The 19,187-nt window shown below is 72.8% G+C and carries 17 protein-coding genes and 1 other RNA gene; 11 read left to right on the plus strand and 7 right to left on the minus strand.

Translation table 11 applies throughout. The annotated features are described in order from the left end of the window. Positions 1-45 precede the first annotated feature (45 nt). Positions 46-1,230, plus strand: a complete 1,185-nt coding sequence (locus ABIC30_RS24185) for a DUF1972 domain-containing protein (RefSeq protein WP_026604548.1) — start codon at positions 46-48, stop codon at positions 1,228-1,230. After that, on the plus strand, positions 1,224-2,468 hold the full coding sequence (locus ABIC30_RS24190; protein ID WP_234082017.1) for a glycoside hydrolase family 5 protein: 1,245 nt from the start codon (positions 1,224-1,226) through the stop codon (positions 2,466-2,468). Before ABIC30_RS24185 ends, ABIC30_RS24190 begins: the two co-directional genes overlap by 7 nt. 35 nt (positions 2,469-2,503) lie before the next feature. On the opposite strand, the gene ABIC30_RS24195 is transcribed toward ABIC30_RS24190, so the two are convergent. Both ABIC30_RS24195 and ABIC30_RS24200 read right to left on the minus strand, forming a co-directional pair. Further along, entirely contained in the window at positions 2,504-3,802 is a 1,299-nt protein-coding gene (locus tag ABIC30_RS24195; protein WP_056531666.1) for a VpsF family polysaccharide biosynthesis protein, read from the minus strand. Then, the gene (locus ABIC30_RS24200) at positions 3,799-5,904 is read right to left on the minus strand and encodes a GumC family protein (RefSeq protein ID WP_354456150.1); all 2,106 of its coding nucleotides are present in this window, start codon (positions 5,902-5,904) and stop codon (positions 3,799-3,801) included. The genes ABIC30_RS24195 and ABIC30_RS24200 overlap by 4 nt, the downstream gene beginning before the upstream one ends. A gap of 434 nt (positions 5,905-6,338) precedes the next feature. Here ABIC30_RS24200 and ABIC30_RS24205 point away from each other — a divergent pair, with 434 nt between their 5' ends. The 7 genes from ABIC30_RS24205 (at position 6,339) to ABIC30_RS24235 (ending at position 11,181) form a co-directional block, all read left to right on the plus strand. After that, positions 6,339-6,593 (plus strand): hypothetical protein, encoded by a 255-nt coding sequence (locus tag ABIC30_RS24205; RefSeq protein ID WP_354456151.1) that lies wholly within the window; start codon positions 6,339-6,341, stop codon positions 6,591-6,593. A 69-nt stretch (positions 6,594-6,662) separates the two neighbouring features. Then, positions 6,663-6,819, plus strand: a non-coding RNA gene (gene ssrS, locus ABIC30_RS24210) — 6S RNA. Then, complete coding sequence (locus ABIC30_RS24215; RefSeq protein ID WP_354456152.1) at positions 6,809-7,426, plus strand: 5-formyltetrahydrofolate cyclo-ligase; 618 nt, start codon at positions 6,809-6,811, stop codon at positions 7,424-7,426. Before ssrS ends, ABIC30_RS24215 begins: the two co-directional genes overlap by 11 nt. A 3-nt stretch (positions 7,427-7,429) precedes the next feature. Beyond that, entirely contained in the window at positions 7,430-8,248 is an 819-nt protein-coding gene (locus ABIC30_RS24220) for a TIGR00282 family metallophosphoesterase (RefSeq protein WP_103986113.1), read from the plus strand. Positions 8,249-8,455: 207 nt separating this feature from the next. Then, on the plus strand, positions 8,456-9,442 hold the full coding sequence (locus ABIC30_RS24225; protein WP_354456153.1) for a flagellar motor protein MotA: 987 nt from the start codon (positions 8,456-8,458) through the stop codon (positions 9,440-9,442). Continuing rightward, positions 9,442-10,455, plus strand: a complete 1,014-nt coding sequence (locus ABIC30_RS24230) for a peptidoglycan -binding protein (protein WP_020090686.1) — start codon at positions 9,442-9,444, stop codon at positions 10,453-10,455. The genes ABIC30_RS24225 and ABIC30_RS24230 overlap by 1 nt, the downstream gene beginning before the upstream one ends. Positions 10,456-10,734: 279 nt before the next feature. After that, positions 10,735-11,181: a methyl-accepting chemotaxis protein gene (locus ABIC30_RS24235; protein WP_354456154.1), complete on the plus strand. Its 447-nt coding sequence runs from the start codon at positions 10,735-10,737 to the stop codon at positions 11,179-11,181. Positions 11,182-11,253: 72 nt separating this feature from the next. On the opposite strand, the gene ABIC30_RS24240 is transcribed toward ABIC30_RS24235, so the two are convergent. Then, positions 11,254-13,098: an ABC transporter transmembrane domain-containing protein gene (locus ABIC30_RS24240; protein WP_012322258.1), complete on the minus strand. Its 1,845-nt coding sequence runs from the start codon at positions 13,096-13,098 to the stop codon at positions 11,254-11,256. Between the two features lie 240 nt (positions 13,099-13,338). Here ABIC30_RS24240 and rpmE point away from each other — a divergent pair, with 240 nt between their 5' ends. Next, on the plus strand, positions 13,339-13,587 hold the full coding sequence (rpmE, locus tag ABIC30_RS24245; protein ID WP_012322259.1) for a 50S ribosomal protein L31: 249 nt from the start codon (positions 13,339-13,341) through the stop codon (positions 13,585-13,587). Between the two features lie 367 nt (positions 13,588-13,954). Further along, entirely contained in the window at positions 13,955-14,737 is a 783-nt protein-coding gene (locus ABIC30_RS24250) for a MetQ/NlpA family ABC transporter substrate-binding protein (RefSeq protein WP_354456155.1), read from the plus strand. Between the two features lie 66 nt (positions 14,738-14,803). On the opposite strand, the gene rcdA is transcribed toward ABIC30_RS24250, so the two are convergent. From rcdA to ABIC30_RS24270, 4 genes are all read right to left on the minus strand, one after another. Then, positions 14,804-15,334 (minus strand): protease adaptor protein RcdA, encoded by a 531-nt coding sequence (gene rcdA, locus ABIC30_RS24255; protein ID WP_020090682.1) that lies wholly within the window; start codon positions 15,332-15,334, stop codon positions 14,804-14,806. A gap of 179 nt (positions 15,335-15,513) precedes the next feature. Further along, complete coding sequence (locus tag ABIC30_RS24260; protein WP_234082031.1) at positions 15,514-17,649, minus strand: TonB-dependent receptor family protein; 2,136 nt, start codon at positions 17,647-17,649, stop codon at positions 15,514-15,516. A 44-nt stretch (positions 17,650-17,693) separates the two neighbouring features. Then, a complete protein-coding gene (locus tag ABIC30_RS24265; protein ID WP_354456156.1) occupies positions 17,694-18,026 on the minus strand; it encodes a hypothetical protein in 333 nt (110 codons plus the stop codon). Positions 18,027-18,171: 145 nt separating this feature from the next. Beyond that, positions 18,172-19,146 (minus strand): copper chaperone PCu(A)C domain-containing protein, encoded by a 975-nt coding sequence (locus tag ABIC30_RS24270; protein ID WP_020090679.1) that lies wholly within the window; start codon positions 19,144-19,146, stop codon positions 18,172-18,174. Between the last annotated feature and the right edge of the window lie 41 nt (positions 19,147-19,187).

Here is a 19,187-nt window from a genome sequence, read left to right on the forward strand (position 1 = left end):
TCCTTCGGATCTACAATAGGGCCGACACATTGGAAAGGAAGTTTCATGCCTGACCGCGCACCGAAACTACTTATTCTCGGAACGCGCGGTATCCCGGCCGCCCACGGTGGTTTCGAGACTTTCGCGGAACGTCTCGCGCTCTACTTGGTCGAACGCGGCTGGCAGGTCGGCGTGTACTGCCAGAGGGATGTCGAGGCGGTGCGGGACCGCATCGTGCGGAGCACCTGGAACGGCGTCGAACTGATCACCGTGGAGATCGGCCTGCGCGGTCCCGTCGCGACGCTCGCCTTCGACGCGATCTGCGCCCACGACGCCGCGACCCGCGGCGGCGTCTGCCTCGTGCTCGGCTACAACGGCGCCGCATTCCTGCCCTACCTGCGGGCGCGGGGCGGGCGTATCCTGACCAACATGGACGGGATCGAGTGGCGCCGTCCGAAATGGTCGCTGCCCGTGCGCGCCTTCTTCTACGTCAGCGAGTGGATCGCCGCGTGGTCCTCGCAGCGGCTGGTGGCGGACCATCCCGTCATCGCCGACCACCTCGCCCGTCGCAGGCCGCGCGGCGCCATCGCGACCATCCCGTACGGCGGCGATCCCCCGGCGGCCGATGTCGGACCGCCGCCCCTCGGCCTCGAGCCCGACCGCTACCTCGTCTCGATCGCCCGCATCGAGCCAGACAACAACATCCTGACGCTCGTCGAGGCCTTCTCGCGCCGTGCCCGCGGCGTGCGGCTGGTGGTGCTCGGCACGCTGCGGGTCGGCAACCCGTACCATCGCGCCGTGGAGGCAGCCGCCTCGCCGGAGGTGCTGTTCCCCGGGGCCATCTACGAGCCCGGGCAGGTCCAGGCCCTGCGGGTCCACGCGCGGGCCTACCTCCACGGCCACACCGTCGGCGGCACCAACCCGTCGCTGGTCGAGGCGCTCTGGGCGGGCAACGCCGTGGTCGCCCACGACAATCCGTTCAACCGGGGCACGGCTGGCGACGGTCAGTTCTACTTCTCGGATCCGGACAGCTGTGCCGCGGCGATCGAGCGTGTGCTCTCCGACGGGGCCGCGGTCGCGGCGGCCCGCGCGGCGGCGCGGGCGCGCGCCGAGCAGTTCCGCTGGGATACCGTGCTGGCCTCGTACGAAGATGCGCTGCGCCGTGTCGGCGGCTACCCGCCGGCCCCGGACAACGCGGCGCGCGCCGCCGCGGCAGCGCCCGTCAGCGCCACGGCCGGTCCGGGATGGTAGGCCCCAGCCGCCGGTCGGTGCTGGCCGGCGTCCTCGCGGCGGGTGCGGGTGTCCGGCCTGTCCAGGGTAGTCCCGCGCCGGTCACCCTGCGCCGCGGCATCGCCCTCTGGCCCTGGTTCTCGCTGACCACCGAGTACCCGCCCCCGCGGACCGACTACGCGTGGCCGCCCTTCCAGGCCGGCCGGCCGGTGCCGACCCGCGACGACCTCGCCCGGATCGCCGGGTTCGGCTTCGACTTCGTGCGCCTGCCCCTCGATCCCGGGCCGTTCGTGGCCTTCACGGGGCCGCGGCGCGCCGAACTCCTCGGCACCTTGTCGGAGGCCGTCGACGCGGCGCTGGCGGCCGGGCTGCGCGTCCTGGTCAATGTCCAGGCGAACGCCGCGACCCACCACTACACGCCCGACGCGTTCTACGGCTCGGACCGGGCGCCGCTCTTCGCGGCCTATCGCGACCTCGTCGGAGACCTCGCGCGCCTGTGCGCGCGGAAGGGCACGGACCGCGTGGTCCTGGAGCCGGTGAACGAGCCGCCGCAGGCCTGCGGCGGCGGCGCCTGGAACCGGGTACAGGACGGGCTCCTGGCCGCGGCCCGCGCGGCCGCGCCGGCGCTCACCCTGGTGGCGACCGGCTCCTGCGGCAGCCTCGTCGCCGGCCTGACGGCTCTCGATCCGGCCGCGCTCGCGCGGTTCGCGCCGCTCCTCTACACATTCCACTTCTACGAGCCGTACCTGTTCTCCCACCAGGGGGCGACCTGGCTCACCGAGGAGCCGTTCTACCGCTGGCTCACCGCCGTGCCCTGGCCCGGGAGCCGCGGCACGCTGCGCGAGACCCTCGCGGCGGTGCGGGCGCGCATGGAGACGGACCGCACGGTGCCGCAGGCCGAGAAGGCGCGCGACCGCGCGGTGATCGAGGCGAAACTGCACGCGTATTTCGAGGCCGCGCCCGGCCCGGCCTACATCGCCGACGCGATGGCGCCGGTCGCGACCTGGGCGGACCTCTACGGGATCCCGCGCGGGCAGGTGCTGATGGGCGAGTTCGGCGCCCTGCGCACCGACGCCCGTTTCACGGCGTCCCGGGCGCCGGACCGGGCCGCCTACATCCGGGACGTGCGGCTGGCGGCGGAGGCGAACGGGTTCGCGTGGTCGTTCTGGAACCTGTTCGACGGCCTCGGCCTCATGGACGACGCGCACGTCGCCGATCCCGCCCTGATCGCGGCGCTCGGGCTGCGGGCCCGGCCCTGAGGCGGCCCTCGACCGATCCGCGGCACTGCGCCCACTCAGCCGCGGCGCGGAAGGGGCGGGAACAGGACGATGAGCATCAGGGCGAACTTGGCGAGCAGGGTCGTCTTGCCGGCGAGTCCCTCAAACGTGTTCACGAGGATCACGAAGGCCAGGATCGGGAGCCAGACGCCGCGCCGGCAATCCCGCGCGATCTCCGCGAGGTAGAGCCCCACCGCGATCACCAGCACCCCCGTGACCAGGATGCCGTGGTAGAGCACGGCCGAGATGATCGAGTTCTCGATGCCCCATTCCAGGCCGTAGATCCGGCGCAGCGTGTTCACCTGCAGGAAGTCGGGGGCGAGCAGGAGCTGCCGGAACGGGATCGCGTCGAACACCGTGAGCATGTCGACCCGGGCCTGCGCGCTGCCGCCGTCCGAGACGAACCGGTCCAGCAGGGTGTCGAAGAACCCGGCCGAGGCGAGGACCGCGACCAGCACGGGCAGCAGCGTCAGGGCGAAGCACGCGCAGGCCGCCGCCGCCAGCGGGACGCGGCCGGTGCGCAGTGTGCGGTTCAGGGACACGAGCCCGACAGCGCCGCCGAGGATCAGCGTCGTGACGGTGGCCGAGCGGCCCCCGAACGTGACCAGGGCGACGAGCTGGAGGACGATCATGGCGGCGCGCGGCATCGGCGCCAGGCGGCCGCCGCCCTTGGCCAGCGCCAGGATGTAGCACGCCGTCATGGTCGCGTTGGCCAGCGGGTGGCCCTGGAGGGCCGCCGAGCGGGTGTCGGACTCGAACGCCACGCCGTCGAACCGGTAGGGGAAGAAGCGCTGGCCGCTCGCGAGCTCGAACAGGCCGAGCAGGGCGTTAGCGAGCATCACGAGGTGGAAGATCGTCTCCAGCCGCCCGAGCGTTTCGGCGTCCCGATCCATCAGGAGGATCGGGACGAGGCCGGCGAGCACGAAGGTGTCGATGGAGCCGGCGAGGCCCGCGCCGCCCCGGGCCGCGATCAGCGCGAGCAGCAGCACGCCGCAGGCGGCCAGGAGCACGCTGGCCGGCCGCCGGTTCAGCGCCCCGGCCACCGGGATCACCGGATTGCCCGCGCGCATCAGGGTCCAGCCGATCAGGACGACCGCCAGGTAGGTGGCGGGGTGGATCTTCGAGGCGGCCGAGCCGGTGATCCCCTCGTAATTGAGGCCGAGCACCCACAGGAGGCCGCCCGAGACCCCGACGAGGAGCAGGGCCCAGACCGACAGCGCCACCGATTCCGCCCGCAGCAGGGCGCGCAGCACCGGACCCGTGCGCGCCGCCGGATCGTGGCGGCGCGCGAAGCCGGTCTGCCGGAGGGTCCTCACGCCTTGCGCCGGGTCAGGAGCAGGGAGCCCGAGATCGGCCGGCCCAGCGCCTCCGACGTGTCGACGAGGTCGATCAGGTCGCGCTGGCGCGTCGCGCCGTTGCAGGCGACGAGCAGCAGCCGGTCGGCGGCGGCCGCCAGGGGACCGAGCCGCAGGTTCTCGGTCAGCACGCCGCCGTCGACGAGCACGAGGTCGAAGCGTCCCTTCACGCCCGCGATGAAGCGCTCGACATTGGCGGGGGTCAGGGCATCGCGCAGGGGCTTCTCGGTGTCGCCGAGCCCGACCCGGCGGGCGCCGGAGGCCGGGTCCGTCCGGGTCACGGCGTTGAGGCTCTGCTCGCCGCGGAGCACGTCGAGGAGGCCGCCGGTGCCGGAGCCGTCCGCCCGCAGGTCGGCGTCGACGCGCAGGACGCGGTCGCCGCGCGCGACGGCGACCGCGGCGAGCAGCCCGATCACCGCCTGGCGCTCGGCCTCGTCGGATTCGCCCGAGGTGACGAGCAGCGCCAGGGCGTGGCCGCTCTTGCCGGAGGTCGCGGCCAGGTGGTCGAGGGTGAGGCTCGCGGCGCTCGCGCTCGCGCCCCGCGGCCGCAGGCCGGGCAGCACGGCCACCACCGGGGCGTTCGACAGCCGCTCCAGCTGCCGCGGCGAGAGCACGGTCGGCGCCAGATATTCCCGCGTCAGCGCGAGGCCCGCGCCGAGGCCGAGGCCGCCCGCGAGGGCGGCGGCGACCAGGATCAGCCGCGGAGGCCAGCTCGGATCCTGCGGCGGCCGCGCCGCGGTGATGATCCGGGCGTTCGAGCTGTCGATGCTGGTCTGCTCCTTGATCTCCCGGGCGCGCACCAGGAAGGCGTTGTAGACCGAGCGCGCCGCGTCGACCTCGCGCTCGAGCTCGCGCTGCTGCACCGACGACTGGGCGTTCACCGCCGACTGCCGCTGCAGGCGCTCCAGCTCCGCCGCGAGGGTCCGCTCGTTGGCCTGGGCGCGCTGGGCCTCGGTCTCCGCCGCGCCCGCGATGCGGTTCAGCTCGGCGTCGATCAGCCGGCGGACGTCCTGCATCTGGGCGCGCACCGCGGCGATGAACGGGTGGCGCTCGCCGAGATTGGTGCGCAGGTCCGCCTCCTTGGCGGCGAGCTCCGCGTACTGCCCGCGCAGGCGCTCGATCACCGAGGACTGGACCGCCTCCGGCATCGCTCCGGACCCGATCGCCTGCCCGCGCGCCTCTCGGATCCCCTGGAGCCGCGCCCTGGCGTCGGCGGTCCGCGCGCGCGCGGCGACCAGCCGCGCGTTCAGGTCGGTGAGCTGCTGCTCGTTCACGAGCCGGCCGCTCGACGCGATCAGGCCGTTGCGCGCCTTGTAATCCTCGAGCTTCTTGTCGGCGGCGTTGACGGCGCTGCGCAGCTCGTCGAGGCGGCCGCGCAGCTCGCCCGCGGCGCGCTTGGCGGCGTCCGAGCGGGCGTCGGTCTGGTCCGTCAGGTAGGCGCTCGCGATGGCGTTGACGATCCGCGCCGAGAGGTCGGGATCCGTCGTGGTGACCACGAGATCGATGACGAAGACCTTGTCGGCGCGCTTGACCGCGAGCCGCCGCCGCAGCTGGTCCAGCGCCCGGCCGCGGGCGTCGACCGGCCGCTCCGCCCTCGGCCCGGCCATCAGCGCGCGGAGCTCGCCGAGGACCCGCGTGACGACGCCGTCCTGCGGCGCGCCGAAGCCCGGCGCGGTCGCGAGCCCGACCTGATCGACCGCCCGGCCCAGCACGGCGTCCGACTCGATCACCTTCACCTGGCTCTCGACCTGCGCGATGCCGCCGTCCGGCGACAGCCCGGCGGGGTTGACGTCGTTCGAGACGACCTGGCGGTCGCGGGGATCGATCAGGATCTGCGCGGTGGCGGTGTAGAGGGAGGGCGTGATCAGCGCGTAGGCGAGGGCGAGCAGGCCGAGGAGCAGCGCCGTCCCGAGGACCAGCCGCTTGCGCCGCCACAGGATCCGCCACAGGTCGCCAAGCTCGGCCGTCGTGTCGGGACGGTTGGGGCCCGGACGCTCGGGATGGGCCGGCTGCACGGGGGTGAGCCACGTCGCGACAGCGATGTTATGGTCGATCTGTGCCACGATCGGTCACCGTCGTCTCAAACCTGGTCGGTCCCTCGCGGGTGCCTTCCCCACTGCAAGAGTCGCGCAGCCTCCTGACAATGGATCGGGACTGCGATCCGCGCCTGAGCGGCCCGGATGACTGGGAGCGTGGTAAATGAAATCCGCGCGGCGCGCTCCCGCACCCGCCTCGTTCATCGCGGCCCCGGTGTTGCTGCAGCGTGTCGGCGACGCGGACGCGGCGTCGCATCGCGGCGGGCCGCCGAGGGACCGTCCGGATGTCCCGCACGCCGCGCTGCCGCGGCGCCCTCCGGCCCCGACCCACGCGTTCGGACATCGGCGTGGATAACGCCTTCGGGCTGCTCTATTCCCCGATCGGATAAATTGTATTGGCTCTTGCGAGAGGCAACAATCGCTTCAAGCTGCGGTCTGTACTCTAATTCAGGTGCTCTGCCATGGAAGCGATCGGCGTCGAGGACCGGGGTGGCGGCCGGCGCGACGCCAGCGCCCGCCTGCGTCGGATCGCGGCCGCGACCGGCGTCCCGCTCGCGGCCTTCTTCGGGGCGCCGGCGCCGCGCCCGCTGGCCGAGCTCAGCGAGCTGATCGGCCTGTGGCAGTCGATCGCCGACCAGGAGGGCCGCAACGCGATCCTGGCGGTGGCCCGGGCGCGGGCCGCCGGGACGAAGGACGGGGCGGGCGGGCCGGCCTGACGGCGCGGCCCGCGGATTTTGGTGCGCGCGGCCCTGGCGGGATCGCGCCCGGACCGCTACATGATGGGGGCGGGGCTGCAGAGTTCGTCAGGAGCACTATCCCCGGGGCCTTATCGACTCCCTCGGGAGCTGTCCCTGGCCTCGTCCCTGGACTTGGCCAACACGGCGCCCACCTACGCTGTAGGTTTCCCGGGATCGATCCTCCAACGGCTCACGTGGCTCCGCACCCGACTTCTCCCAGAACCGGCACCGAGGCTCCGGACGCCGCCCGCAAGGCGGAACTCCGCGCCGCGGCCCTCGCCGCCCGCGACGCCCTCGATCCCGCGGACCGGCAGGCGGCCTCGACGGCGATCGGGGACGCGCTCCTCGCGCTGCCCGAGCTCGCGAGGGCCCGCCTGGTCGGCGCCTTCTGGCCGATCCGCAGCGAGGTCGATCCCCGGCCCGCCGCCGAGGGCCTGCGCGCCCGCGGGCAGGCCGTGGCCCTGCCGCACGTCACGCCGGACGGCCTCGTGTTCCGGGAATGGCGCGCCGGCGACGCCCTCGTCGCCGGCCGGTTCGGCCTCAGCGAGCCCGACCCGTCGCTGCCGCCGGTCGAGCCCGACGCGCTGATCGTGCCGCTCGCCGCCTTCGACCGGTCGGGGCAGCGCATCGGCTACGGCCGCGGCTACTACGACGGCGCGATCGCGCGCCTGTCCCGGACACGCCCGGTCCTGACCGTCGGCATCGGCTTCGCCGCCCAGGAGGTTGAGCGCGTGCCGGCCGAGCCGCACGACCGCCCCCTCCAGTTCGTGATCACCGAAGACGGCGTGATCCGCTGCGACAGGACCGCCTGACCCATGCGCCTGCTCTTCCTCGGCGACGTCGTCGGGCGTTCGGGCCGCACCGTGGTGTGCGAGCACCTGCCGCGGCTCCGGGAGCGCTGGCGCCTCGACTGCGTGGTGGTCAACGGCGAGAACGCGGCCGGCGGCTTCGGCATCTCCGAGACGATCTGCGACGAGCTGATCCAGGCCGGCGCCGACGCGGTCACCCTCGGCAACCACAGTTTCGACCAGCGCGAGGCGATGGTGTTCATCGCCCGCCAGCCGCGCCTGGTGCGGCCGGCGAACTATCCGCCCGGCACGCCGGGCCGCGGCGCCACGGTCGTGGAGACCCAGGGCGGCGCCCGCGTCCTCGTGGTCAACGTGATGGGCCGGGTCTTCCTCGACGCGATGGACGATCCCTTCGCTGCGGTGGAGCGCGAGCTCACCGCCTGCCCCCTCGGCGCGGCGGCGGACGCGGTGATCGTCGACGTCCACGCCGAGGCGACGAGCGAGAAGCAGGCCTTCGGCCACTACCTCGACGGCCGGGCGAGCCTCGTCGTCGGGACGCACACGCACACGCCCACGGCGGATCACCGGATCCTGCCCGGCGGCACGGCCTACATGTCGGATGCCGGTATGTGCGGCGATTACGATTCGGTGATCGGCATGCAGAAGGACGAGCCGATCCGCCGCATGATCCAGAAGACGCCCGGCTCCCGCTGGGAGGTCGCCGTCGGCGAGGGCACCCTGTGCGGCATCGCGGTGGAGACGGACGCGCGCGGCCTCGCCACGCGGGTCGCGGCCCTCCGCCTGGGGCCGAATCTCGAGGAGACCGCGCCGCAGTTCTGGGATTAGCGCCCTGTCCGGCCCGGTGGATGCCGGTTTGGCGTAAGGCGGTCGCAGGCCGCTAAGCCTTTTGTGCGGGACTGGTCTCGATCGGCCTGGGCATAGCTCCGCGGTGACCTTCCCGAGACTTGATCGCGTGCGGGCCTACCCCCACAGTGCCCCCCGAGGGGCGCCGATGGCCGGCTGCCGCGTGGTGAGATCAGGCTAGAACGATCGATGGCCGCCCGAGAAACCGGCGACGACAAGAATGGGCCGCTGGCACAGCCCGGGATCTATCTCGGGCGGATGGTCATCTTCCTGATCCTTGTAGGCTTCCTGGCCTTCATACTGTTCCGGCAGATCACACCGGCCTTCCTGGCCAATCCCGGGCTCAACGGGCTCATCCTCGGTGTGCTGCTGATCGCCGTCCTGATCGCCTTCGGGCAGGTCGTCCGGCTGTTCCGCGAGACCGCCTACGTCAACGCCGTCGCGGGCGGCGCGCAGGTGAAGAAGCCGCCCGCCCTGCTGGCGCCGATGGCGCCGATGATCGCCGCGCGGGCCGGCGGAGCCACCCTCCCGGGCACGACCGGCTACCTCGACACGATCGCGGTGCGCCTCGACGAGGGCCGCGAGATCCTGCGCTACATCTCCGGGATCCTGATCCTGCTCGGCCTGCTCGGGACCTTCTGGGGCCTCATCGACACGCTGTCGGCGGTCGGCGGCGTCATCAAGGGCATGCGCGGCGGCGGCGATGCCGGCGTGATGTTCGACGAGCTGAAATCGGGCCTCGCGGTGCCGCTCTCGGGCATCGGTCTGGCCTTCTCGGCCTCGCTGTTCGGCCTCGCCTCGTCGCTGATCACCGGCTTCCTGGAACTGCAGGCGGGCCAGGCCCATGCCCGGTTCCACAACGAGTTGCAGGACTGGTTGATGTCCGGCGCGGCTTCCCAGGAGGCGGTGCCGGTCGCGGCGGCGGCCGTGGCGCGGCCGGCCGCCGGCACGCAGGAGCTGAAGGAGGCGGTCGACCGCCTGAGCGCCCTGGTGGCCGAGGGCGGCGGCAGCCGCGCGGCGACCCAGGCGATGACCAACCTCGCCGAGGGCATCCAGGGCCTCGTCCAGCACATGCGCGCGGAGCAGCAGATGATCCGCGACTGGGTCGAGGCGCAGGCGAGCCGCGAGCGCGAGCTGAAGCAGGTGCTCGACCGGCTGGGCCGGGAGCGCGTCTAGTGGCCTCCACGGCGACCCGGACCCGGCGGACGCTCAACGTCTGGCCCGGCTACGTCGACGCGCTGGCCACGCTGCTGCTGTCGGTGGTCTTCCTGCTCACGGTCTTCGTGGTCGGGCAGTTCTTCCTGTCGCAGGAGCTGACCGGACGGGACGAGACCCTGGCGAGGCTCAACCGCCAGATCGCCGACCTCACCGACCTTCTTGCCCTGGAGCGGACGAACCGCCGCAACCAGGAGGAGGAAGCCCGCAATCTCCGCACGACGCTGGCCGGCGTCGAGGCTGAGCGCGACCGGGCCAAGGTACAGGCCGAGGCCGCGACGGTCAGCCAGGGCGCGGCGGGCACCCTCGACAAGCAGCTGGAGACCGAGCGCGGCGCGACCCGGCGGGCGCAGTCCCAGATCGACCTGCTCAACGAGCAGATCAGCGCCATGCGCCGCCAGCTCGCCGCCCTGGAGGACGCCCTCGCGGCCTCCGAGAGCCGCGACAAGGAATCCCAGGCCCGGATCGCCGAGCTGGGCAGCCGGCTGAACGTCGCCCTCGCGCAGAAGGTCCAGGAGTTGGCCCGCTACCGGTCCGACTTCTTCGGCCGCCTGCGGCAGATCCTCGGCAACCGGCCCGACATCCGCGTGGTCGGCGACCGCTTCGTGCTGCAATCCGAGGTGCTGTTCCCGGCCGGCTCCGCGACCCTCAAGCCCGAGGCCGGGCCGGAGCTCGACCGCATCGCCGGCGCGGTCTCGGAGCTCGCCAAGCAGATCCCGGCGGATCTGCCCTGGGTGCTGCGCGTCGACGGACACACCGACGCGCGCCCGATCAGCACGTCGCAGTTCCCGTCGAACTGGTCGCTCTCGGCGGCGCGCGCCATCGCGGTGGTGCAGTTCCTCGCCGGCAAGGGGATCCCGCCCCAGCACCTCCTGGCGGGCGCCTTCGGCGAGTTCCAGCCCCTGGAAGCCGGGGCGACCGAGGAAGCCTACGCCCGCAACCGCCGGATCGAGATGAAGCTCACCGAGCGCTAGCGCTGTCGGGCCGTCGCGGCGCCACAGGGTGTGTCGGCGCGCGGCCCGCGTCCGGTGACCAGTTTCGCGGCGATCTCGCTCCGCGTTCGCAGGTGCATGTGCCGATCAGGCCAGCATCCGATTGTCTTACGAAAGGTTCGAACACCAGAAGCCGGAAAAGATAGGCGGTAATTCCCCCGGCGGGCGCCGATTTATCCTGTGCGCGCCGCAGCTCTGCTGGATTAACGCATCGTTATCCTTGACGTCTCATGGTGCGGCCGATCCAGGGAGACCGTATCGATGTCGAAGCTCAGCCTGTCCCTGAACGCGGTTCGGCCCGGAGCCGACGATCACCCCCGGCCGCACGTCGCCCTGCGGGACGAGGCCAGCGCGATCGCCGCGGCCGTGCGGGTCTTCGAGGACGGGCTGACGGACCTGCGCGCGGGTGTGCCGGCCGCGGACGACGCCGCTTCCGCCGCAGCGGCGGCCGACGCGGCGACCGGCCTCCTGGCCGGCATCGCCGGTCAGACCAGCCTGATGGCGCTCCGGGCCGCGATCGAGGCGGCCCGCGACGGCGGAGAGGGCCGGGGCTTCGCGGCCGCGGCCGCGGAGGTCAGGGACCTGGCCGGGCAGATGGTGCGGGCGACCGACACGATCGTGGCCCAGGTCGGCCAGATCCAGGCCGCAGCGGAGCGGGCGCAGGATACCGCGACCCGGGGGCAGCGCCAGGCCGCGTCCGCGCACTGAGGCCGCGCATCCCGCGCCGGCGATCCGTCGCGCGGACGAGCGCCGCCCCGGGCGGCCCCGGGCGCGGCCCGGCTACTCGGCGACCGGCAGGCGCTCGCCCCGGCTGCGGGGCTCCTTGCCCCGCGCCGTCTCGTCCAGCGCGTCGGTAAACTGCAGGTTCGCGAGCTGGGCGTAGAGCGCGCCCTGAGCCAACAGGCTCTCGTGGGTTCCGGTCTCGACGATGCGGCCGTCGTCGAGGACCAGGATGCGGTCCGCGGCGCGGATCGTGGCGAGCCGGTGGGCGATCACCAGCGTGGTGCGGCCCTGCATCAGCGTGGCGAGGGCGGCCTGGACGGCGCGCTCGGACTCGGCGTCCAGGGCCGAGGTGGCCTCGTCGAGGAGCAGGATCGGCGCGTCCTTGAGGATCGCCCGGGCGATGGCGATGCGCTGCCGCTGGCCGCCCGAGAGGGTCACGCCGCGCTCGCCCACCTGGGTCGCGTAGCCCTGCGGCAGGGCCGAGACGAAGCCGTGCGCGTTGGCGAGCTCGGCGGCGCGCCGGACCTCCGCCTCGCCGGCCTCCGGACGGCCGTAGCGGATGTTCTCGGTGACGGTGCCGGAGAACACCACGGGGTCCTGCGGCACCAGGGCGATGCGGGCGCGTAGGCGCTCGGGATCGACCTGGGCGATGTCGGCGCCGTCGACCAGGATCCGGCCGCCCTGCGGATCGTAGAAGCGCAGCAGCAGCTGGAACACCGTCGATTTGCCCGCCCCGGAGGGACCCACGATGGCGATGCGCTCGCCGGGCGCGGCCGCGAAGCTCAGCCCGCCGAGGGCGGCGTGTTCCGGGCGGGTGGGGTAGGCGAAGCGCACGTCCTCGAAGGCCACCGCGCCCCGCGCCGGCTCGGGCAGCGGCAGGGCCGGGGACGGCGCGCGGATCGCGGGCTCCGCGGCGAGGATCTCGGTGAGCCGCTCGGCCGCGCCGGCCGACATGGCGAGATCGCCGTAGACCTCGGAGAGCTGGCCGAGGGCGCCGGCGCCGAACACGGCGTAGAGCACGAACTGCGAGAGTTCGCCGCCCGTCATCGTGTGGTTCAGGACGCCCTGCGCGCCGTACCACATCACCCCGACCACCGAGGCCGAGATCAGGAAGATCGCGACGCCGGTGAGCAGCGCGCGGGCCCGGACCGAGGCCCGGGCGGCGCCGTAGGCCTCCTCGGAGGCCGCGGCGAACCGGGCCGCCGTCGAGTCGGAGCGGCCGAAGGCCTGCATCGTCCGCACCGCCCCGACCGCCTCGGCGGCGTAGGCCGAGGCCTCGGCGAGCCGGTCCTGGGCCGCTCGGGAGCGCCGGCGCACGCCGCGGCCCGACACGATCAGCGGGAAGACGATGATCGGGATCGCGGCCAGCACCATCACCGACAGGCGCGGGCTCGTCACCACCATCATGGCGGTGGCGCCCACGAACAGGAACAGGTTGCGCAGCAGGATCGAGACCGAGACGCCGAAGGCCGACTTGATCTGCGTCGCGTCCGCGGTGAGCCGCGAGACGATCTCGCCGGACTGCGCCCGGTCGAAGAACGCCGGATCGAGCTGGGTCAGCCGGGCGAAGACGGCGCTGCGGAGGTCGGCGACGACCCGCTCGCCCAGCGTCACCACCGTGTAGACGCGGGCCGCGCTCGACAGTGCGAAGGCCGCGACGACGCCGAGCAGGGCGAGGAAATAGGCGTCGATCACGTTCGAGCCGTCGGCGGTGAAACCGTGGTCGATGACCCGGCGCATGGCGATCGGGACGACCAGCGTCGACGCCGAGGCGCAGATGAGGGCGACGAGCCCCGCGGCGATCCGCGCGCGGTAGCGCAGCGCGAAGGGGAGGAGCGGCCGCAGGGCGCTCAGCGGGGCTCTGGGTCGGCCGGCCGCGGCCGCCTTGGTCTTACGGGCCATCACGCCTCACGTGTTGTCGTTCTCCCGGTCCGCGGCGCTTGTGACCGGGGAGCGGCTGCGGTATAGGCCGCCGCTCATCCGATTGCGTGTGTTCAATGGCCGCGGGCCGCCACCACGGTCGGCTTGGACGTGCCGTTGCCACGAACCCATGGTTCGGTGCAACCGGTGACATCTTCCGCATTCCGGGCCGGGCGGCGCCTCCTGCGCTTCCCGCCGGCGTGCCAGACAGGGACCAAGGTCATGGCGAAGGACGCGGCCGCGAAGGCCAAGGGGACCGAGCACCCCGATTACCACTTCATCAAGGTCGTGATGACGGACGGTACCGAGTACCAGACCCGTTCGACCTACGGGAAGGAGGGCGACACCCTCAATCTCGACATCGATCCGCTGACCCATCCGGCCTGGACGGGCGGTGAGCAGAAGATGCTCGACCGCGGCGGCCGCGTGTCGCGCTTCAACTCGCGGTTCGGCAACCTCGGCAAGCGCTGAGCGCCGCAGCCGTCACGGCGACGCCGCGCACGAAAACGGGCGGTCCCTGGCGGGGCCGCCCGTTTTCGTGCGCGGCGTCGCGCGGTCGCGGGCGTTATCCACAGGACGGGTTTGCGAAGATCGGCGGGACCGCGACGCGAACCGCGCGTCCGGGCGCGCGAGCGGAGATGCGTCTTCCCCGACGGGCCGCGCCCGCGGTTCCCGTGGCCCGGATCGGCCGCTGCCCGCTCATTCAAAGCGCGGCCGGGCCGTCGTATCCTGCTCCGGTCACCCGCGCTTCGCCCGGACCCCGCGCCGGAGCCGAGGCGGGCGCCGCTGCCTGTCCGGGGCCAAGGCTCTCCGGACGCACTGCTAGGATCGAGATACGATGAGACGTCTTCTGCTGCTGGTCCTCGCCCTGGTCGGTCTGGCCGCCGCGCCGGCCCTGGCCGCCGACAAGATCAAGGTCGGCATCATGGGCGGGGATGCCGAAGTCCTCTGGGCGAAGGCCAAGGAGATCGCGGCCCGCGACGGGCTCGACATCAGCCTGGTGGTGTTCTCCGACTACCTGCTGCCGAACGAGGCGCTCCAGTCCGGCGACCTCGACGCCAACGCCTTCCAGCACAAGCCGTTTCTCGCCAACCAGGTCAAGGCGCGCGGCTACAGGATCGTCCCCGTCGGCGAGACGATCGTGACGCCGATCGGCCTGTACTCCAAGCGGGTCAAGGCCGTCACGGACCTGAAGGACGGCGCGCTGGTCGGCATCCCGAACGACCCGTCGAACGGCGGCCGGGCGCTCCTGCTGCTGCAGGCCGAGAAGCTGATCCGCCTGAAGGACGGGGTCGGCCTGCTGCCGACGGTCTTCGACGTCGTCGACAATCCCAAGCGCCTGAAGTTCCAGGAGGTCGACGCCGCGCAGCTGCCCCGCAGCCTCGAGGATCTCGACGCCGCGGTGATCAACACCAACTACGCCGTCGATGCCGGCCTGATCCCCGGCAAGGACTCCATCGCGATCGAGTCCAAGGTCGACAACCCCTACAACAACGTCATCGTCGTCCGCGAGGCGGACACGGGCAAGCCCTGGGTGCCGAAGCTGGTCCACGCGTTCCAGAACGACGCGATCCGCCAGATCCTGAAGGAGCAGTTCCCGGGCCAGTTCCCGGCGTTCTGAGCGTCGGGGCCGGGACGCCGGCCACGCGCGGCGGCGGCGCTCCCCGGAGCGTCGCCCGGCCCTCGCTCAGCCCTCGCTCATGCGGAAGGCCATCCGCAGCAGGCCCTGCTGCGCGGCTACGGGGCTCTCCACCGGCTGCGGCGTCGGCCGGTCCTCGGCGATCAGCGCGTCGAGGTGCAGGATGCGGCTGTGCAGGCGCCGGGCCCGGAGGATCAGCTGCTGCAGGCGCATCGGCAGCAGGTTGAAATCCTGCTGCTTCGGCGGCTCGGCGGTGCCGAGCTTGACCCGGTGCTTCTCCAGGAGGGCCTCGGCCGGGGTCATCTCGCCCTCGGCGACGGCGCGCTGCACCAGCAGCCACGAGGCGATCTGCATCAGCAGCGTGGTCAGGCGCATGCTCTCGGCCGCGTAGCTGAGCGTCGCGTCCCGGGACACGAGGCGCGACTCGTCGCGGCCCTCGCCGTCGAGATAGGCGGCCGTCTCCTCGACCAGGGTCATCCCGTCGCGGAACAGCGCCTTGAAGGCTTCCGAGTTGACGTAGGACCTGCCGAAATCGACCCAGTCCTGATCGTCCCGGAACGTGACATCGAAGCCGTTCATCTGCCTCTCCTGTGCCGTCCGACGGCCCGGCTCGTTCCGATCCGGGACGCTCCGTCCGTGGCTTTCGGACGACGCCGCAATCCTAGCGCCGATTGGCCCGGACAGCAGGGTTCATGTTTTTTTAACCTTAACCCGCCGCCCGGGATCTGGAGAAGTGCCGCGGATGGCGGCACCCGCGCTCAGAACGAGGCGCGGATACCGCCGAAGACGCTGCGGCCGCTCCCGGGATAGAAGGCGGCCAGCGCGGCCGGGCCGCCCGCCGTCGCGGCGGCGTTGGCCACCACGGCGATGTCGGAGACGTAGCGGGCGTTCGTGAGGTTGCGGGCATCCACGAACAGGGCGACGCCGTCGGCGAGATCGAGGCCGGCCTCGACGCCGAGCAGGGCGTAGCCGGGCACCCGCAGGGTGTTGGCGTGATCGGCGAAGGCGCCCTGCGGCACCCAGTCGAGCGACGGCGCGACGTGGAAGCCGCGCGGGTGCCGGTAGCTCATCACGGTGCGCAGCACGTCGGCCGGGATCCCGGCGATGCGGTTGTTGCCGAAGACCGGGTCGCCGACGAACCGGAAGTCGTTGTGGGTCCAGATCTGGGTCACGCTGAGCCCGTCGCCCGCCGCCGCGAGGTCGCGGGCGAGGTCCAGGGTGAGCGCCGCCTCGACGCCCTGGTGGACGGAGCGGGGGGTGTTGAAGGTGGCGGCCGGGATGTTGAGGCCGGGATTGGTCGCGAAGTTGATCAGCTCGTCGCGCAGGTCCGACCGGTAGAGCGTCACGTCGAAGGCGAGGCGGTCGACGCGGCCGCGGGCGCCGGCCTCGTAGGTCCAGGCGCGCTGCGCCCGCAGGGGCACGAAGGTCGTGCTCAAGAGGTTCTGCTGCACGAGGTCGGAGAAGTCCGGCACGTCCCGGGACCGGACGACGTCGCCGAAGATCTGGATGTCGGGCCGCGGCTGCCACAGCAGGCCGACTTTGGGGTTGACGCCCGCATAGGTCACGTCGGCGAAGCGCGGGTTCGGGTTGCCCGGCAGCCCGCCCTTGTCGCTGAAGGTCCGGTTCGACGAGAACGCCTTCGCGCCGGTCATCAGCGCCACGTCCGGGAGGAACCAGAATCGATTCTCGCCGTAGGCCTCGAGGCTCGAGGCGCTCTGGAGGGCGTTGAGCGTCTGCGCCCCCCGCTGCCCGCGGACGTTGACGAATTGCAGCGCGGAGTTCTGGCCCGCGAAGGCGCGCAGGCCCAGCACCACGTCGTCGCGGAAGCCGCCGAGATCGAAGGTCCCGGCCCAGTGCGGGCTGATCCCGTAGGTCCAGCCGTCCTGGTCGATCGCCTGGAAGATCGGGTGGTACAGGCTCTTGTGGATCGCCCAGGTGTCGACGTCGAGCTTGCCCACGTCGAGCAGGAACGAGGTGCGGTTCGCGATCCGCTCCGTCTCGACCTTGCGGGACTGGTTGCCGGTGATCGCCGTCGGGTTGGCCAGCGTCGGGGTCGAGAGGCTCTGGCCGAGGGTCAGGGTGCCCGGCAGCTTCTGATCGGTGAGGTAGGTGCCGAGATAGAAGCGGGTCTCGATGTCGGGGGCGATCCGGTAGCCGATATTGGCGTTGAAGTTCTTCGTGGCCTGGGCCTCGTGGGCGCGGAACCCGTCGGAATTGGTCAGCGTCGCGTTGACCAGCCCGTCGAGCGGCCCGTCGATGCGGGACATCTGGGCCTGCTCGCGGATCGTGCCGAAGCTGCCGCCGTCGACCCGCAGGATGTTGGGCGCCAGCGCGGTGTAGGCCGTGGGCGTGACGGCGTTGACGGCGCCGCCGAGCGTCGTTGCCCCGAAGGTGAGGGCGTTGCCGCCCTTGTAGACCTCCACCGAGCGCAGGGCGAGCGGGTCCACCTGATAGAAGTCGCCGCTCCCGTCCGCGAGGTTGAGCGGGATCCCGTCCTGCAGTAGCTCCAGCCCGCGCAGGTGGAAGGCGCGGGCGATGCCCGAGCCGCGGACCGACAGGCGCAGCTCCTGCCCGTAGCGCTCCTGCACGTAGACGCCGGGCACGTCCTTGAGCACGTCGCGGAGCGTGTTGGTGTAGCGGTCCTGGAGCGCCGCGGTGTCGACGAAGGCCACGGAGCCGACGGTCCCCGCGAGGGCGGCCCTCTGGCGGTCGACGCTCGGCACCGAGAGCGAGCCGCGGGTCTCGTGCGACGGCGCGTCCGTCGCGGCGGCGCCGACGACGCTGAGTTCGGACAGGGTGACCGAGGCGGCGGACGGTGCCTGGGCCGCGGCCGGCGTCGCGCAGGTGAACAGCAGGAGCGCGGCGCGTCGGCCGGCCCGGAACTGGCGGGGCATGGTGTGGGATCCGTGTCTGGCGATCGGGAAGGCGGGGCGATCGGTCAGACGACGGGCGGGGCGCGGGCTCCGAGGCCGGGACGCGGGGGCGCCCGCGGGAGGGCGACGCGCCGCGGCCGGGCGGCGGCGGCCGCGGCGGGTCGGGCCACCGGGACGGCGGCGACGGCCGACGGCCCGGGCAGGGTGGCGGGGCCGGCCGCGTGGCAGGCGACGCAGCAATCCCCGCGGTGAGGGGCCGGCAGCTGTTTGCCGGCCGGTGCCGGATCGGTCGGGCCGCCGTCGGCGAGGCAGAGGACGTGGTCCGGCCCCGCGGCGGCGGAGGCCAGGCCGCCGAGGACGCCCTGGAGCGCCAGGGCGTAGAGGGCGAGGAGCGCCACGATCCGGGCGAGCGCGCGCGCCGGCCGCGCGGGGGCGACCCGAGGGTCCGCGCGGCCGCGACGGCCGGGCGCCGCGGCGGCCCGGCCTCGTGGATCTGCTCGCGTCACGGCTGTCGCCCGGCGGCCGAAGCTCGGTCCCGGGCGGCTAGTGCTGGTGCTGGTGCTGGCCGCCCGGCGCGCCCGCGCCGATCGGCGCCACCGTGAAGGTCACCGGCACGGCGCCGGCCCGCTGGAAGGTGAGCGTCCCCGCGACGGTCTCGCCCGCCTTCGGCGCGCCGGTCAGGTCCTCGAACATGAGGTGATAGCCGCCGGGCTTCAGCTCCACGGTCTCGCCGGGCTTGATGGTCAGGCCGTTCGTGACCGGCGCCATCTTCATGACGCCGCCCTCCATCGACATGGAGTGGATGTCGCTGCTCTTGGCGAACGGCACCGTGGCACCCGTGAGCGTGTCCGGGGCGCTCCCCGTGTTGGTGATGCGCACGTACCCGCCGGCGACCTTGGCGCCGTTCGGCGTGGCGCGCAGCCACGGCGTCTCGATCGTCAGGTCAGCGGCCTTCACGGTCGTCGCGGCCGCGGCCGTCCCCGCGGCCGGCGCGCCGCCCGCCTGAGCGACCTGGACGATCCGGAAGGACGGCGCGGCCGTCTTCAGGTCGTGGGCGTCCTGACCGGCCTTGGGGATCTCCGACCAGGAATAGCTGCCCTCCGCGCAATCCTGCTGGACCGGGACGTAGACGGTCGCGCCGGGCTCGAACGTGCCGGCGACCTGCGCCAGGAAGGTGAACTCGTCGACCTGATCGTCCGGAAGGGAGCCGCCGCTCCACGTGATCGACGTCACGCCCTCCGCGGCCGTGCCGTGATGGGTCGCGTAGGTCTTGGCGTAGGGTCCGCGCGTCGTCGCGAGGGTCCAGCCGGGTTTCGGCATCGGCTTGGCGCCGATCAGGCCCTCCGGGATGGTGACGCTCACGCGCGTCGTCGGCTTGCCGTTGCAGCCGTGCATGATCTGGACGACGCCGCGATACGAGGCGCCGGGGGCTGCCTGCTTGCGTTCCAGCACCGCGTGGGCCTGCGCCGCGGAGGCGAGCAGCCCGAGGCCGAGGGCGGCCGAGACAAGGGTCTTCATGGGAGTACATCCGTCCTGAGGGATCCGAGAGGTGGTGATCG

Source organism: Methylobacterium sp. 1030, assembly GCF_040544715.1.
Classification (GTDB): Bacteria; Pseudomonadota; Alphaproteobacteria; order Rhizobiales; family Beijerinckiaceae; genus Methylobacterium.